Origin of the sequence: Catenulispora sp. MAP12-49, from assembly GCF_041262705.1 — a bacterium.
In the GTDB taxonomy this organism is placed as follows: Bacteria; Actinomycetota; Actinomycetes; order Streptomycetales; family Catenulisporaceae; genus Catenulispora.
In genome coordinates, this window is record NZ_JBGCCP010000016.1 from 51,308 (window position 1) to 67,665 (window position 16,358).

Consider the following 16,358-nt stretch of genomic DNA (forward strand, 5'->3'; position numbering starts at 1 on the left):
CGTGCCGGACTATGGCGCCCGGTCGAGTTCGTATGCTGATGGAGGGGAGAACTTTCCGATAGAGCCGCCTCGTGGCGGAATCCGGATATGGCGGGATCCCGTCAGGGGGCTGGAAGCTCGAACAGCTTCGTGCGGGGTGTACTTAGTGACACCCCTAAGACACCGCCTAGCCCTATGTCGCCGCTGACCTGGTCTTTTCTACCTTTGAGGACGTACCGGTGAAGGGCACCGGTGATCTCGGAGGGGTGGGGACGATGGCTCGCAAACGGAGCGTCGCGGCCGCGCTGGGCGGTTGGAGCGCGCGGCATCGGAAGACGGCCGTGTTCGGGTGGTTGTTGTTCGTGGTCGTGGCGACGGTGGTCGGCGGGGCGGTCGGCCAGAAGAGTCTGACCGACGCGCAGAACGGGGTTGGTTCCTCGGCTCAGGCGCTGCAGATCTTGCAGGACGCGGGCCTGTCCGACCCGGCTTCGGAGATGGTGCTGGTGCACAGCGCCTCCGAGAGCGCCGATGCCGCTTCGTTCCGGGGGGCCGTGGACGCGGTCGTCTCCGGGGTGCGGGGCACCGGCCAGACGGCGCCGATACAGAGCCCTTACACCGCGGGCCTGATCTCCAAGGACCGGCACTCCGCACTGGTCGTCTTCGACATCGTCGGGGATCCCGACAAGGCGGCCGACCATGCGCAGCCCATCCTTGACGCGGTCGCGAAGGTCAGGGCTCAGCACCCTGACGTCAAGCTCGACGAGTTCGGTGACGCCTCGGGCCAGAAGTGGCTGAACGAATCGCTGGGCAAGGACTTCAAGCGCGCCGAGTGGACCGCGGTCCCGCTGGCCTTCGGCATCCTGCTCGCCGCGTTCGGCGCGCTGATCGCCGCCGCGCTGCCGGTGCTGCTGGCGGTGACCGCGTTCGTCGCCGCGCTGGGGCTGCTCGACCTCGTCTCGCACTCGATGCCGGTGGCCTCCACGTCGACCTCGGTGATGCTGTTGATGGGACTGGCGGTCGGCGTCGACTACTGCCTGTTCTACCTGCGCCGGGAGCGTCAGGAGCGCGAGGCCGGCCGCAGCCCGCGGGAGGCGCTGAGCGTCGCCGCGGCCACGTCCGGGCACTCGGTGCTGGTCTCCGGCATCACCGTGATGGTCGCCATGGCCGGGATGTTCCTGACCGGCATGCACATCTTCGACGGTTTCGCGCTCGCCTCCATCCTGGTGGTGGCCATCGCGATGCTCGGATCGGTCACCGTGCTCCCGGCGCTGCTGTCCATGCTCGGCGACCGCATCGACTGGGGGCGGCGCAAGAGCCGGCGGCACCGCCAGGCCCGCCAGGCCCGTCTCGCTGCCGCGAACGGCGGCCGGCTGTGGAACGCCACCATGGCCAAGGTGCTCAACCACCCCAAGCCGTTCGCCGCCCTGGCCGCCGGGGCCCTGGTCATCCTCGCCATCCCCGCCCTGGGCATGAAGACCCAGTCCCTGAACGTCAACCAGCTGCTGCCGGCCAGCAGCCCGCTGGTGCAGACCTACAACGAGATCAGTGCCGACTTCCCGGCCAGCCCGGCACCCGGCATGATCGTCGTGAAGACCCCCGACGTGGGCTCCCCCGCCGTCGCCGAAGCCGTGAACGCCTTCAAGACCCAGGCTGCCGCAGCCGGTGCCCTCGGCGACGGCCCGGTCCAGGTGACGCCCTACCCCGCGCAGCACGTCCTCAAGATCCTGTTCCCGGTCGCCGGACGCGACCACGACACCACGGCCGTCGACGCGATCACGAAGATCGGCGACACGATCGTGCCGCACACCTTCGGCGCACTGCCGCACACCACGGCGGCCACCGGCGGCTCCCTGGCCCTGAGCACCGACTTCAACCGCCAACTCGACCACAGCCTGCTGCCGGTGTTCGTGTTCGTGGTCTCCGTCACCTTCCTGCTGATGCTCGTCGCCTTCCGCAGCTGGGTGATCGCGGCCACCGCGATCGTGCTCAACCTGCTGTCCACCGCGGCGGCCTACGGAGTGATGGTCGCCGTCTTCCAATACGGCTGGGGCGCGGGGCTGGTCGGCACCACAGCCGTCGGCGCGATCGAGGCGTGGATCCCGCTGTTCGTGTTCGTGGTCCTGTTCGGCCTGAGCATGGACTACCACGTGTTCGTGGTCTCCAGGATCCGTGAAGCGCGCGAACTCGGGCTGAGCACCAAGGAGGCGGTCGCCCACGGGCTGCGCGTCACCGCCGGCGCCATCACCAGCGCCGCAGCGATCATGGTCGCGGTGTTCGCGGTGTTCGGTACGCTCGACATGCAGGACTTCAAGCAGCTCGGAGTGGGACTGGCCATAGCGATCCTGCTGGACGCCACGGTGATCCGCGTGATGCTGCTGCCGACGGTGATGATCCTCCTCGGCGAACGCAACTGGCGCGGTCGAGGGACTGCGGTGCCGGGTCCGGTATCGCAGCCTGCGGCCGGCGGTCCGGTCCCGATCGAAGCCGGCCGCCGGCAGTAGGCCGGCTCAGTCGACGGAAGACCGGCGGCACGCTCGGCTGAAGCCTCTCAGCCGAGCGTGCCGCACCGCCGGTTCTCACCGCGCATGCGACGCCGACTCAGCTTTTCGCGGTGAACCGTGTCGCGGCCTTCACGGCGAGGTCGGTGAGCCACTGCTTGTCGGCCTGCGTGAAGCCCGATGAGCTCTCCGGGCAGTTGACGTTGATCTGGATCACGGTGTCGCCGAAGCGGATGAACACGTTCCACGGCCGGGAAGGCAGGCCGGGGATGCTCTCGACGAAGCCGCCGTCGCCGATCCCGCTCGGCAGTGACGTCACGGTCGTGGTCCCGCATCCGGTCTCCGCCTGTTCGCGGAGGTTGGCGAGTTTCCCGGCGCCGGTTCCCGTCTTCACCGTCAGCCGGAGAACGTCCGCCCGAACGTTCAACCCACTGGGTGTCGGGCCGGAGAATGCGTAGTCCGGCACGGTCGTGCCGACCAGATCCGACTGGTCACCCGCGCACGCGTCGGTCACCAGGTTGGAGGGCCGGTTGGGCGTGCCCGTCGAGTCGATCTTCCATCCCGTGCCGAAGTCCGATGCCTGAAGCAGGGTCGGCGGCACCGTGACGGCTGCCGCCGCCTTGAGGCCGGGGACGATCCCGTTCCCGGACAACGCAGCCGTCAGCTTCTGCACGGTGAGTGCCGACGGCGAGAGCACAGTGTCCGGGTTCGGCGCCACGTCCTTGGCGGCATCCTTGATCGAGTAGTTCAGCCAGAGTGTCTCCACACTCCCGGCGCCGCCGGGGAACTGCCGAGTCACGAACACGGCCGTGAACGGGCCGAACGACTTCACCGAGCTCGCCAGGATCGATCCGTCCCCGAGTCGGCGTTGGTCGCACGCGCTCCAGGCCGCCCGGTCCGGACCGTTGAACACGGAGGGGTCCGGGTTGAGTGTCGACCAGGCTCCCCCCAGGTCGTCACCGGCGCCGCAACCGGGCATCGCCGGCTGGAACTTCGGGTCGTCGCCGTCCAGGAACCGGGTGATCAGGTTGCCGTTCGGCGTGACCGGGAGATTCGTGCCGCCCTGCCCAGCCGGCTCGCCATCCGGCGTCCAGTCGGCGTTGACCTGGAGCCCGGCGACATTGTCGCCGTTCGTGTCGCCGAACGGCACCGCCTTGACGGGAATCCTGGTGGGGATCGGGGCGATGTGCGAGGACGTCGGATCCAGCTCCGACAGCAAGGCCGCCATGTCCGACACCGCCGGTTGGGGCACATCGACGGAGTTCGGCCGACCGCCGCTGACGAGACTCATGTTCTTGTACAGCACAGGTATGAAATCCACTTGGTCGAGAACCGTCCCGTGCGATCGCGTCGGCGGGGCGGTCGACGGCACCGTCGGCGGGGCGGTTGTCGACCGTCCACCTCCGTCCGGCGCCGCGACGCCCACCACGATCGCCGCCGCCGCGACCACCGCGAGCGATCCGCTCCCGGCCCCGACGGTCCGCAGGCGGCGCCGGCGGTCGCCGCCATCGATCACGGCCTGCGCGTCGGGGAACCACGCCGGTTCCTCCTCGCCACGCGTGGTGTCGAACACTTCACGCATCCACTGGCTGTCTTCCGTCATGACTGCTCCCTCTTCGTCGTAAGGAGTTCCTCGCCGACAGGGCGAGCAGCGTCGGGCAGGATCGAGCGCATCGCCGCCAGACCTCGCGCGGTCTGGCTTTTGACGGTTCCCGTGGAGACTCCGAGAAGCCGGGCCGTGGCCTCGATGTCCTGGTCGTCGAAGAAGCGCAGGACAAGGACGGCGCGCTGCCCGGGCGAGAGCCGACGCAGCGCCGTGACCACGACGTCACGGTCGGACAGCCTGGTCGCCGTGCTGTCGTGGGCCGCGACGACGTCGGGCAGGTCGGGCATGGCGTCCGACGACGGCCGCTCACGACGCCAGTGCGCGCGCCGCTTCTCGTCAATGCACGCGCGCAGCAGAGTGGTGCGCAGGTACGCGTCGACGCCGTCTTCCGTCCGGACCCGTCCCCAGGCGGCGTGCAACTTCATGAAGGCGACTTGGACCAAGTCCTCCGCCTGATTCCAGTCCCCGCACATCAGGTACGCCATCCGCCGCAATGCCAGCGATCTCGCCGCGACAAGCGTCGTGAACTCGCGGTCATCAGGTCTGCGCATCGATCTCCCTCCCCTGACTCCTCGATGTCGCCTCGCTATACGCGGACGGAGCCTGGAAAAGTTGTCACGCGGCTGGGACAGCCGGGACAGCCGCCCCGAGAGGTTGCCGCCGCACCACAGGCTGTCGGCCCTCCGCGATACGGTCGCGATCATGGCAGAACGCAGGGGCGGGGTTCCGGACCCGGAGACCACATCGAGGATCGCCGGCGACGACTGGTACGGCCGGCGGCTGTCCGAGGAGACCTTCGAGCGCGTCGCGTTCCTGGACGTCGACTTCACTGAAGTGGTGAGCGAGGGCGCCACGTTCACCGAATGCGTGTTCCGAGGATGCCGGTTCAACGCCTCGGTGCACACCGGATCGGCGTTCGTGAACTGCACCTTCCGCCGCTCTTCGTTGTTCGACGCCGTCTTCACGCGCGCCAAGCTGGTGGGGACGATGTTCGACAACTGCACGTTCGGCGCTTTCAAGGTGGAAGGCGGCGACTGGTCGTTCACCGGTCTGCCGGGCGCCGATCTGCGCGGCTCGGTGTTCCAGGGCGTGCGGATGCGCGAAGCCGACCTGACGGGCGCCAAGTGCCAGCAGGCACAGTTCCGTGACACGGACCTGTCGGGTGCGTTGGTGTACGGCGCTTCGTTCGAGGACAGCGACTTGCGCGGCAGCGACCTGTCCGCGTTCGACCCGACCGAGACGGCGATGCGCCGTGCGCTCATCACCGTCGACCAAGCGGTCGTGCTGGCGTTGGGCCTGGGACTGGACGTGCGGGCTGAGTAGCCCGGCGCCACCTGTCACATCTTCCGTTCGCGGTTCGTCAACCCTGTGAAGACATCATCCGATCACAGGAGAATCCCGGTGAACACGACAACTCGCGTGAACGTCATCAAGCTCGCCGTCCGCGACCTCGACAGCTCGATCCGCTTCTACGCCGACGGACTCGGCTGCACCGTCGAGCGCCGGGACGACCGAAGCGCCGCGGTGCGCCTCGGGGACGCGCAGGTCCCGCTGCTCGAACTCCGCGTGTGGGACGACCTCGCCGACCAGGTCGGCGTTACTCCCGACACCGAGGGTTTCCGGGGATTCATGATCTCGGCGGTCTTCGAGTCGGCCGGCGGTGTCGACCGGCTGCTGGACGCCGCGGTGCGCGCCGGCGGGACCTTGGTGAAGCCGGCCAAGGGCGCTGTCTGGGGTTACGCCGGGCACTTCACCGACCCCGACGGCCATCTGTGGAAGGCGGCCACCAGCGCGGCACCGATCCTCGCCAAGTTCAAGCGGCGACCGGACGCCCCGAGCGGGCCCGCGATGGCTCCGATCGAGGTCGCGGTGACCTTGGGCGTGCCGGACATCAAGGCCGCGAAGCAGTTCTACACCGACGGCCTCGGCTACGAACTCGACAAGGCCTTCGGCAAGTTCGCGAAGTTCAAGACCGTGCCGGGAGCGGCGACCTTCACCCTGTACGCCTGGGACGCGCTCGCCGCCGACGCCGACGTCGACCCGCACGGCCGCGGGTTCCGCGGCTACGCGGTCGGCTACGTCGCGGCCTCCGCCCAGGACGTGGACACCGCGGCGGCGAGCGCGGCGAAGGCCGGTGCGCACGTCGTTCCCGATCTGCGGGAACGCACCGGCGCGGGCTACACCGCGACCTTCGTCGCGCCGGACAACGCCGCGTGGACGGCGGCGGTGAGCTGACGGCGGTGAGCTGACGGCGGTCTCCGCCGCCACATCGGAACGCGGGGTCGTCGTGCCGCGCGGGGCCACAGCGTCGTGCACCGAATGCAGTAACGGCCGCCGGACCGTGTCCTCCTCGTCCGCGGCCGCGAGTGGCCGGGACCCGGGGCTTGTGCTGCCGTGGAAGGACCCGGCAGGAGGTGGGTTCCCATGGCGGACGTCGATGTGCTGGTGGTCGGGGCGGGCCCGGTCGGCCTTACCGCGGCGATAGAACTCGCGCGGCGCGGTGTGCGCTGCCGCATCATCGACAAGCTGGCCGAACCGATGATGTATGCCAAGGCCGTCGGTATCCAGCCCCGGACGCTCGAGGTCTGGGATGCGATGGGCGTCGTGCGCGAGGCCCTGGACGCGGCCGAGCCGATGCTCGGGCAGCAGGTGTACGTGAACGGGCGCGAGGTATCGACGATGACGCTCACCCTGCCGCCCGACGTGCCCTACGGGTTCGCGGCGCTGCCGCAGTACGAGGTCGAGCGGATCCTGACCGAACGACTGGCCGGGCTGGGCGTCCGTGTCGAGCGGGACGCGCGGCTCGTGTCGTTCGAGCAGGACGCCGAGCGCGTCGAGGCGGTTGTCGCACGCGGGACCGGGGAAGCCGACGAGCAGATCAGGGCCCGGTATCTGATCGGCTGCGACGGAGCGCACAGCGTGGTGCGCAAGACGCTCGGCCTGACTTTCGAAGGCGACGCATTCCCTGATTCGTACATGATCGGGGATGTGGAGCTCGATTGGTCGCTGCCCCGAGGGTATGTGATCCGGTCGATGCACCAGACCGGAGGGAAGACGGACGAACTGCTGGTCTGTGTTCCGCTGCCAGGGCACAAACGGTATCGGATCTCGATGCTGGCACCCACGAACCCTGATGGCACCGGCACCAGCACCAGCACCGACGCCCACGCCCACGCTGACGCTGACACCGCGGCCGGGAACGGGTCCGCGGATGGCGTCCGGCACGGCATGCAGCAGGGCCGGGCCCCGGAGCTGGCCGACTTGCAGGACGTGCTCGACCGGCTTTCGCCGGAGCCGGTCACAGCGGATCACCTGCGGTGGTCGTCGGTGTTCCGGATCAGCCACCGACTGGTCGACCACTATGGCCGGGGCCGAGTATTCATCGCCGGCGACGCGGCGCACATCCATCCGCCCACCGGCGGTCAGGGGATGAACACCGGCATCCAGGACGCGTACAACCTGGCGTGGAAGCTGGCGCTGGCGGTCGAGGGCCATGCCGCCGAGGGCCTGCTCGACAGTTACGAGGCCGAGCGGCTGCCGGTGGCCGAGGAGGTCGTCGGGCGAACGGTGCGGCATGCGCGGTCGGGGATCGAATCCGACCCGGACGACCCGGCGACGGTCGTCAAGCGGGAGGCCCAGCTCTTGGTGGGGTACCCGGACAGCCCGATCGTCGGGCCTTCGACCACTCGGCCATCCGACGCCGGCGCGCTATCAGCTCAGCCGGGTGGCCGGGCTCCGGACTGTCAGAAGTTGCACAGCGCGATCGCGACTTACCCATTCCGGCTGTTCGATCTGCTGCGGGGCACCGGACACACGCTGCTGCTGTACGCGGATGGCGCCGCGACGTCGGCGGGGAGCATCTTCCCGCAGATCGCCGCCCTCGCGAAGGAGCGGGCGGACGGGCAGTTGGAGACGTACGCCGTCGTTCCCGACGGGGCCGGACCGACCGCTGACGGGGCGATGCCTCCCGTTGTGCGGGACAGCGCCGGGCAGTTCCGGGCTGCGTACGGGGCGACGGGAATGGAGGCCATTCTCCTTCGGCCCGATGGGTATGTCGGGACGCGGGTCGCGCTGACCGAGGACGGTGCGCTGCTCGATCACCTGAATCGGATCTTCGCCTCCGCGTGATGGCGGCCTGAGCTGCGGGCTGCAGGCTGCCGGCCGTCCGGGTGCAGGACGGCCGGCGCAGGGATTCCGTCAGCTCAGCGCAGTCCGGCGAACAAGTCGTTCTCGGGCAGGGCCGCGGCGGTGCGGTCCTGGACCCGGACGAAGGTCTCCACGCCCATCAGGTCGGTGAAGCGCTCCTGGCCCATCTTCAGGAAGAAGATGTTCTCGCCCTGGCTGGCGTGTGCTGCCAGCGCGTCGTACTTCTGGCCTCCGAACTCGGAGACGTCCACCCAGGTGGTGATCTCCTCGTCGGGGAGGCCGATCTCGGGCATCTCCGCGACCTCCGCCGGGTCCGGCTCGGTCCACTCCGGGTCGAACTCGCGCATCGTCTCCATGAACTTCTGCATTCCGGAGCGGGGCATCGTCGTCCAGTACACCTTCGGCGTCAGTTCGGTCTGTGCCAGCGCCGCCACCGTGATGCGGTTCGCCTGGATGTGGTCGGGGTGGCCGTAGAAGCCGTTCTCGTCATAGGTCACGACCACGTCGGGTTCGTAGCGCCGCATGAGCTCGGCCAGGCGCGCGGCACTCTGCTCGACAGGTGTCCGCCAGAAGGATTCGGGCGCGTCGTTGGTCGCCCAGCCCATCATTCCGGAGTCCGCGTAGTCCAGCGTCTCCAGATGGGTGATGTTCAGGACGTCGCAGCTGGCGTCGAGTTCCTGACGTCGGAGGGCGGCCACCGCGGCCGGGTCGTGGCCGGGCTCGCCCGGCTTCACGCCGCCCGGTCCGTCTCCGCAGCCGCCGTCGGTACAGGTGACCAAGACCGTGCGGATGCCCTCGGCCGCGTACCGCGCCAGAACCCCTCCGGTGCCTGTCGCCTCGTCGTCGGGGTGGGCGTGGACCGCCATCAACGTCAAGGGCCGGTTAATCATAGAGACATCCTCCGATGTGGAATGTGTTCGGTTCGAGTCTGCGGTGCGTCAGGGCGATCGCCGTGCGTGACGTCGATACAAGAGACACAGCAGCGTTGGAGACACACGTTGTTCCTGGGTTCGGAGGACAGTTTCGTCGTCTGCCGACGACTGCGTCGGCTATACGGTGATGGCGACTTGGCCGCTGGCGTGATGACCCAGCATGTGCGCGACGGCGGCGGCGGTCTGGCCGAACGGATAGGTCTGGTCGATGACCACCCTGAGGTCGCCGGTTTCCAGAAGGCGGACCAGCGCGTTCAGGTTCTCGCGGTCCACGGCGAGCGTGACGAACTTGACGGTGGTGGCGCCCTTGCCCATCAGCGCCGCCCGGGCCATCCTCGGCAGGCCGGCCAGCAGCCTTCCCGAGTTCCCGAGGCTGTTCGGGATCAGGACGCCATGGGGCGCCAGCAGGCGTGCGACGGCCTTCGGCGGGTGGTTCATCACGTTGTCCAGGATGACGTCGAACCGCTGGGGGCTTCGGGTGAAGTCCTGCTCGGTGTAGTCGATGACGTGGTCCGCGCCGAGTGACCGGACCAGTTCGACGTTGCGGGTACCGCACACACCCGTCACCTCGGCACCGAGCGACTTGGCGATCTGGACCGCCATCGTCCCGACGCCGCCCGAAGCTCCGTTGACGAGTACCCGCGTGTCCGCGTGCACCTGGCCCGCGTCGCGCATCGCGGCCAAGGCGGTCAACCCGCTCATGACCGATGCGGCGGCCTGGTCGAAACCCAGTCCGGCCGGCTTCTTCACCAGTTGGGCAGCCGGCACGGCGGCGTAGTGCGCGAAAGCTCCGGCCCGCGAGCCGACGGTGCTGCCCCATAGGGAGCCGAGCACCTCGTCACCGGGCTGGAGGTCGGTGACGTGCGGTCCTACCGCCTCCACGACGCCGGCGACGTCGGTGCCGCGGACGGGAAGCCTCGGTCGCCGCAATCCGGCCTGGAGGCGGAGGACATAGGGCTCCCCCGCGACGGTGGCCCAGTCCGGGGTGTTGACGCTCGTGGCCCGGACACGGACCAGGACGCTGTCGGCGTCGATCGAGGGCCTGAGGGCCTGACCGAGCCGGAGCACACGCTCCGGCGCTCCGTAGCCGTCCTGGATGACGGCCTGCATCGTCGGCGATTCGCTGGTCATGTGCCGGTTCCCCATTCCTGATAGGGTCGTCGGACCTTACGGCGTAAGGACGTGCTTACGCCGTAAGGCTAGGCTTACACTGTAAGGACGTCAAGAGAGGTTCTCCTTGGGCACCCCAAGCGCAGCCCGACGCACCCCGCTGAACAGGGAAAGGGTCGTGGCAGCCGGTATCGCGCTCGCGGACCGGGACGGCATCGAGTCGATCAGCATGCGCAAACTCGCGCAGGAACTGGGCGTCGAAGCGATGTCCATCTACACCCACGTCCGGAACAAGGACGACCTGCTCGACGGGATGGTCGACGCGGTGATCGGCCAGATTCCGACGACTGCCGACGGTGCCGGCGGTGCGGACAGCGCGGACGGCGCGGACGGCGCGGACGGCACCGACAGTGCCGCCGATGCCGACTGGGCGACGACGCTGCGTCAGATGGCACTCGCCGCACGGGCGGTCATCCTCACCCACCCCTGGGCGCCGCCGGTCATCGAGTCCCGGACCGCGCCGGGACCGGCCACGCTTCGCTACATCGATGCGGCGCTAAGCGTCCTGCGAAAGGGTGGCTTCACGGTCGCCCAGACGCATCACGCCCTGCACATCCTCGGCAGCCGCCTGCTCGGGTTCACCCAGGATCTCTTCGACGACTCGGCGGGCAGCTCCGGGGCCCTCGATCCCGAGACAGCCGCGGGCATCGTCAGCGAGCTCGGCGCCACCCTCCCCTACATCGCGGAGATGGCCCTCGCGGTCACCCACCAAGGTGCTCTCGGCGGGTGTGACGACGACGCCGAGTTCCAGTTCGCGCTCGACTTCATCAACGACGGTCTCGCCGGGCTCCAGAACCGCTGATGCACGCGGCCACGTGAGCGCTACGAGCGCTACGACGTGCCGCCGGCGAGTCCGATCCGGTAGGCGAGGACGACTGCCTGGACCCGGTCGCGCAAGTCGAGCTTGGTCAGGATGCGTGACACGTAGGTCTTGACGGTCTCGGGCGTGATGAACAGGGACGCCGCGATCTCGGCGTTCGAGAGCCCTTCGGCGAGGAGTTCGAGCACTTCCAGTTCGCGGGGCGTCAGTGTGCGCACGACGTCTTCGCGCGCCGTGCGGGAAGGGTCGCCCGGGCGGAGCCGTTCTGCGAAGTGGCCGATGAGTGTGCGCGTCACCGCCGGCGCCAGCAGGGCTTCGCCGCGGGCGACGGTGCGGACGCCGTTGACCATCTCGGCCGGGGGTGCGTCCTTCAGCAGGAAGCCGCTGGCTCCGGCGCGGAAGGCGTCGTAGACGTAGGCGTCGACGTTGAAGGTGGTGACGACGAGGATCTTCGGCGGGTCGGCGGCGTCGGGGCCGGCCAGGCGGCGGGTGGCTTGGATGCCGTCCAGCAGGGGCATGCGGATGTCCATCACCACCACGTCGGGGCGGATGCGGGTCGCCGTCTCGACCGCCTCGAGGCCGTTGGCGGATTCGCCGACGACTTCCATGTCGGGTTGGGCCGAGAAGATCGTGGCGTAGCCGGTGCGCACCAGTTCCTGGTCGTCGCAGACGAGCACGCGGATGGGGCGGTCGGTCACGGGGTCACTCCTGATCGGGTTCGAACGGGATCCGTGCTCGGACGGCGAATCCGCCGTCCGGGCGGGGACCGGCTTCCAGTTCACCATGAAGCACCCTGACACGTTCGCGCAGGCCCGCCAGTCCTCGGCCGCCGGACGGCAGATCCGGAGCGCGGAAAGGGAATCCGGAGGACGAGGTTCCTCCTGTCGCGCTTCCCTCGGTCGTGACCTCGACTTCCATGTGCCGCGGGTGCTGCTGTACCAAGACGTTCGTGCGTGCCGCGGCCGCGTACTTCATCGCGTTGGTCAGCGCCTCCTGCACCACGCGGTAGGCGGCCAGTTCGACCGCGGCCGGACGCGGCCGGTGTTCGCCGATCTCGCTGAATTCGACCGGCTGGCCTGTGGCCCTGGCCTGCTCGACCAGGTCTGCGATCGCGCCCTGGGCCGGAGCGCGGCCTGGGGCCCGGTCTAGGGCCCGGTCCGGAGCCCGATCGGGAGCCCGGTCCGGAGCTCGATCCGGAGCCCCGTCCCGGCGCGCCGTGTCGCCGGTCGCCTCCAGCACGCCGAGCAGGTAGCGCAGCTCGGTCAGCGCCCGGCGCCCGGTGTCGGACACCGCTGTCAGCCCAGCCTGGACCCGCTCCGGATGGGAGCTCAGCAGGAACTGCGCCGCGTCGGCCTGCACCACCATGGCGGTCACATGGTGGGTGACCACGTCGTGCAGCTCCCGGGCGATCCTGGCTCGTTCGGCAGCGCCGGCGGCCTCGGCGGCCAGCCGTCGCCGCTCGATCTCCTGCTCCCGCAGTCTGCGCATGACGCTGCCGGCCAGCCAGGCCACAGTGGTGACCAGATAGAAGACGGCGTAGTCGCCGAACCCATGGGGTGCGCCCAGGTAGTACAGCACCAATGCCAGCACCGCGTAGCCGACGGTCGCCGCGGCGGCAAGCGTGCGGCGCAAGCGATCCTGGTGGGCCCCGGCAGAATAAAGGGCCAGATACAGCCCGAGGCTGGCGAACGTCGTCGGGTAGCCCAGGGCCTGATCCGCGGCGAACGCGGAGCCGATGACCGCCAGCACGGCCGCCGGGAACCTTCGCCGCACGGCCAGCGGCAGCGCCTGCGCCAGGGCCAGCGCGACGCTCAGCACGTCGGCCGGCCGGCCGGGCAGGTCACCGATCTGCGCACCGGCCTTCGACAGCGCCGGAGCGAAGGCCAGCACCGCGAGCCCCGCCGCCAGCACGCCGTCCTCGACCGAGGCGTCCCGCTGTCCCAGCAAGCCTGCCGCGCCTCGCGGCGACAGCGGCCGACGAGGCGTGGCGGACGTCTTCACTAGCGGTTCCTCCGGTCGGCGCGTCGAGCGGGCACCACATTGCCACGCCGGCGGGCGGCGGCGAACATCGGTATCGCCAGCAGCAGGCCGATCGCCACCGGAAAGACCGACGCCTCCAGCCCGAACGCGCCGCCGGTCAGCAGGTGCGAGCCGCTGGTCCGCACACTGAACAGCCGGGCGTCGGGGGTGTGCCCGGAGACCGGGACGCCCAGCAGCTGCTCGGCACTGTTCCAGACGAAGTGCAACGCGGCGACCAGCCACATGCTGCGCTGCCACAGGAACGCCGCCCCCAACATCATCCCGGCCTCGACGGCTATGGCCAATCCACTCCACAGCGTCGCCCCGGGGTTGGCCATGTGCACCGCACCGAAGAACAACGCGGTGGCCGCGACCGCGACCCGACTCCCCCACCGCTGCTCAATGGCCTGCAACGCCACCCCGCGGAACATCAGCTCCTCGGTCAGCGCCGCCCCCGCCTGAACCGCCAGCACCGAGGCCACCGTTCCGACAACCGCGTGGTGCGCCCAGGAGAACGAGTACCCGCCGAAGGCCACGATCAGCAGCGTCGAGACCGCGACGAACCCCAGCCCCATCGCGCCGCCCAACAACGCCTGCCGCCCGGCACCGCGCCACGCGATCTCCGGGGTGGCCCGCCGCGCCAGGCGACGCATCACCACCCAATAGACGCCCACTGCGACGCCCCCTCCCAGCACCGGCACCGGACCCGGCCCGGTCGCGGTCACACCGGCGACCAGGCCCACGCCCACCAGCCCGGCCAACGCCCAGCCCAGTGGGCCGTGCACAATCCGACCCCAGCGACCCCAGCGACCCCGATCCGGACCGGACCGCATCGACCCATGATCGAAGTCTGCGTCACGGCGAACATCTGTCGTGCTCATCGACTGCCTCCCCAGCGTTCCGGCCGCCTGAGCAGCGGCCACGCAAGCAACGCTAGGGATCCGACCGCATCCCCCGAGTCACCCGCCGGCGGACGAATCCGGTAGCTCGCACGGGGGATGCGCGAGGGTCATCACGCCCCGATGGAGGAGTTCTCAAACAACATGTACGCCGCCAGAGTCTGCTGCCAGGTTCCGTAGGGGTAGACCCTCATGCTGGGGAGCGCGTGCGATATCCCAGACGGCGGGGCAAGGTGAGAACTTTGTCAGCCTGAGCCGGGCGGGAACAGCTGGATCGGCGGTGGGTCCCCGAACCTTAAAGGCTCGCGGACCCACTTTCTTCGTTGCTGCGCCTGCCCTCCACGGCGCGCCGTGTCACCCGGTGTTGCTCAAGGCGAAGGCGACGACGTCCGCGCCCTTCTCCGGCGCCGCGGGTAGCACGATCAGTCGGTCGCCGGTCACGTACGCCGCTGCCGCGGGGCCGCTCCAGTCGGTGGCGATCGTACCGTTGATGCCGGCGGCGAGGTTGCCGCCGTCGCTCATCGCGAACGCGGTCAGGCGGGGGGATGAGCCGGGGGCGCCGGCTTCGAAGACTGTGACCTTCTGGGGGTCCTGGGCGGCGATGATGACCGGGCCGGTGGGGGCGGGCGGGGACTGCCACAGTTTCTTGCCGGAGGACAGGTCGAAGGCGGCCAGGGCGGTGGTCGCGTCCTTGTCGGCGGTGGGGGCGATGAAGGTGGTGTCCTGGACGTGCGGCAGCTGCTGCTGGTCGGTTTGGGGGCCGACGTTCAGGTTCAGCTTGCCGAAGTCGCCGGAGCCGGGGATCGTCGCCTTCGCCTTGCCCTGGGCGTCGAAGGTGTAGTAGTTGTCCAGGGTGGGCGACTCGACGTGCACGATCGTCGGGAGCGCCGCCTCGACCAGGGTGATCTGCGCGCCGTTCAGGCCCTCCGGGGGCAGCGGGGTGCGCCACAGGTCGGCGCCGGTGTGCGCGTCCTTGCGTACCGCCACGGGGCCGGCTCCGCAGTCCTCGATCAGGGCGACGAAGGTGCTCTTGGCCGCCAGCTGGTCCGGCTTGCACGGCGGGTTGGCTGCCTTGGCGAGGTCGGAGGTCCACAGCTGCTTGCCGTCGGCCGCGTTCCAGGCCGTCACCGTCGTGCCGATCTGGCCGGCCACCATGTCTGCGCCCATCGCCATCATCGGCATCGTGCCGGGCGCCGAGCCCGGCGTGGCACCGAGGGTCTGCGTCCACACCGTCTTGCCGTTGGCGGTGTTGATCGCCGCGACGGTGTTGCAGTTGCCGACGGCGCCGTACTGCACCATGCCGATGCCCTGGACCGTCACCTGGCTCATCTGGCAGATCGCCGCCCCCTGGCCGGGAACCGGGAGCGTCCACACCTGCTTGCCGGTCTCGGCGTCGTAGGCCTTCAGCGCGCCGGCGTCGCCGCGCACGACCGTCTTCTTGTTCACCAGCCAGCTGCCGACCACCGTCGCGGCGTCGCCGGACGCGGGCGCGGACCACTTCGCCTGGACGGTCGCGCCCGCGGTCGTGTGCGAGTCCTGACCCGGGATGTTGACGGTCGAACCGCCGGTCGTCGACTTCGCCGAGCTGCCGTGCAGCAGCACCGCGCCCACGGTGCCCGCGCTCACGAGCACGATGGCCGCCACGCCGATGATCGCCCTGCGCGGAGCGCGGCTCGGTGCGGGAGCCGGCGGCTGGTAGACCGGCTGCCGTTCGGGGTTGTACGAGAACTGGGGCGGCACCGGGTACGACTCGTTGCCAGTGCCCATACCCCAGTTCGCCGAGACGCCCTGGGACGAACGCTGCTCGAACGGCGGCGGGGGCGTCATCGGGGCCTGCGGTTGCTCAGGCTGCGCGCCGTGCCCGCCATGACTGCCATGACCGCTGCCGTGATGGTCCGTGCCGAACAGCGACGGGAACCGCGGCGGCTGCCGCTCACGGTGCCCCTGTCCCTGTCCGGGAAGAGCCTCGTCCGGACGGTAGGGCGAATGCATCACCGGGGGAGCCGGCGGCGGAGAGGAGTCGTAGGGGCTTTCGTCCTGCGGCTGCGGCGCGAACGGGTTCGGCCGCTGCACCGGCTCGTCAGGCGGTGTGCTCATATCGTCGTGTCCCTACTTGAGACGTTCCTGGTGAGAGGGGGAACCCACACGACACCCCCGCCAAGATCTTGAAATCATGGATCGCCGGACTCTCACCGAGATCCCCCAGAGAGATTTTATCGATCCGCAAGGCGTCTACGAAACCCGATACCCGCCGCTTATCAGGAGGGATACAGGCCCACCGGGCGGCTG

The 16,358-nt window shown here is 69.6% G+C and carries 13 protein-coding genes; 5 read left to right on the forward strand and 8 right to left on the reverse strand.

The window, feature by feature from the left end; all coding sequences use genetic code 11:
* The first annotated feature begins 254 nt into the window (after positions 1–254).
* On the forward strand, positions 255–2,480 hold the full coding sequence (locus ABIA35_RS26730) for an MMPL family transporter (RefSeq protein WP_370359737.1): 2,226 nt from the start codon (positions 255–257) through the stop codon (positions 2,478–2,480).
* 97 nt (positions 2,481–2,577) lie between these two features.
* Here the strand turns inward: ABIA35_RS26730 and ABIA35_RS26735 are convergent, their stop codons facing one another.
* Together ABIA35_RS26735 and ABIA35_RS26740 are read right to left on the reverse strand one after the other, a co-directional pair.
* The gene (locus ABIA35_RS26735; protein WP_370359738.1) at positions 2,578–4,080 is read right to left on the reverse strand and encodes a hypothetical protein; all 1,503 of its coding nucleotides are present in this window, start codon (positions 4,078–4,080) and stop codon (positions 2,578–2,580) included.
* The gene (locus ABIA35_RS26740; protein ID WP_370341929.1) at positions 4,077–4,634 is read right to left on the reverse strand and encodes an RNA polymerase sigma factor; all 558 of its coding nucleotides are present in this window, start codon (positions 4,632–4,634) and stop codon (positions 4,077–4,079) included. Before ABIA35_RS26740 ends, ABIA35_RS26735 begins: the two co-directional genes overlap by 4 nt.
* A gap of 151 nt (positions 4,635–4,785) precedes the next feature.
* Here ABIA35_RS26740 and ABIA35_RS26745 point away from each other — a divergent pair, with 151 nt between their 5' ends.
* From ABIA35_RS26745 to ABIA35_RS26755, 3 genes are all read left to right on the forward strand, one after another.
* The gene (locus tag ABIA35_RS26745; protein ID WP_370341930.1) at positions 4,786–5,406 is read left to right on the forward strand and encodes a pentapeptide repeat-containing protein; all 621 of its coding nucleotides are present in this window, start codon (positions 4,786–4,788) and stop codon (positions 5,404–5,406) included.
* Between the two features lie 78 nt (positions 5,407–5,484).
* Positions 5,485–6,318 carry a VOC family protein gene (locus ABIA35_RS26750; RefSeq protein ID WP_370341931.1) on the forward strand — a complete coding sequence of 278 codons (834 nt, stop codon included), beginning with the start codon at positions 5,485–5,487 and terminating at the stop codon, positions 6,316–6,318.
* 189 nt (positions 6,319–6,507) lie between these two features.
* On the forward strand, positions 6,508–8,211 hold the full coding sequence (locus tag ABIA35_RS26755) for an FAD-dependent monooxygenase (protein ID WP_370359739.1): 1,704 nt from the start codon (positions 6,508–6,510) through the stop codon (positions 8,209–8,211).
* 74 nt (positions 8,212–8,285) lie between these two features.
* Here the strand turns inward: ABIA35_RS26755 and ABIA35_RS26760 are convergent, their stop codons facing one another.
* Both ABIA35_RS26760 and ABIA35_RS26765 read right to left on the reverse strand, forming a co-directional pair.
* Entirely contained in the window at positions 8,286–9,119 is an 834-nt protein-coding gene (locus ABIA35_RS26760; protein WP_370359740.1) for a PIG-L family deacetylase, read from the reverse strand.
* 159 nt (positions 9,120–9,278) lie between these two features.
* Positions 9,279–10,292 carry an NAD(P)-dependent alcohol dehydrogenase gene (locus ABIA35_RS26765; protein WP_370341935.1) on the reverse strand — a complete coding sequence of 338 codons (1,014 nt, stop codon included), beginning with the start codon at positions 10,290–10,292 and terminating at the stop codon, positions 9,279–9,281.
* Positions 10,293–10,449: 157 nt separating this feature from the next.
* Between ABIA35_RS26765 and ABIA35_RS26770 the strand changes: the two genes are divergently transcribed.
* Entirely contained in the window at positions 10,450–11,133 is a 684-nt protein-coding gene (locus ABIA35_RS26770; protein ID WP_370359741.1) for a TetR/AcrR family transcriptional regulator, read from the forward strand.
* Between the two features lie 29 nt (positions 11,134–11,162).
* On the opposite strand, the gene ABIA35_RS26775 is transcribed toward ABIA35_RS26770, so the two are convergent.
* From ABIA35_RS26775 to ABIA35_RS26790, 4 genes are all read right to left on the reverse strand, one after another.
* Positions 11,163–11,849 carry a response regulator gene (locus tag ABIA35_RS26775; RefSeq protein WP_370341937.1) on the reverse strand — a complete coding sequence of 229 codons (687 nt, stop codon included), beginning with the start codon at positions 11,847–11,849 and terminating at the stop codon, positions 11,163–11,165.
* 4 nt (positions 11,850–11,853) lie between these two features.
* The gene (locus tag ABIA35_RS26780; RefSeq protein ID WP_370359742.1) at positions 11,854–13,098 is read right to left on the reverse strand and encodes a sensor histidine kinase; all 1,245 of its coding nucleotides are present in this window, start codon (positions 13,096–13,098) and stop codon (positions 11,854–11,856) included.
* Between the two features lie 53 nt (positions 13,099–13,151).
* Complete coding sequence (locus ABIA35_RS26785; RefSeq protein WP_370359743.1) at positions 13,152–14,051, reverse strand: lysostaphin resistance A-like protein; 900 nt, start codon at positions 14,049–14,051, stop codon at positions 13,152–13,154.
* Positions 14,052–14,423: 372 nt separating this feature from the next.
* A complete protein-coding gene (locus tag ABIA35_RS26790; protein WP_370341941.1) occupies positions 14,424–16,166 on the reverse strand; it encodes a PQQ-binding-like beta-propeller repeat protein in 1,743 nt (580 codons plus the stop codon).
* Positions 16,167–16,358: the final 192 nt, after the last annotated feature.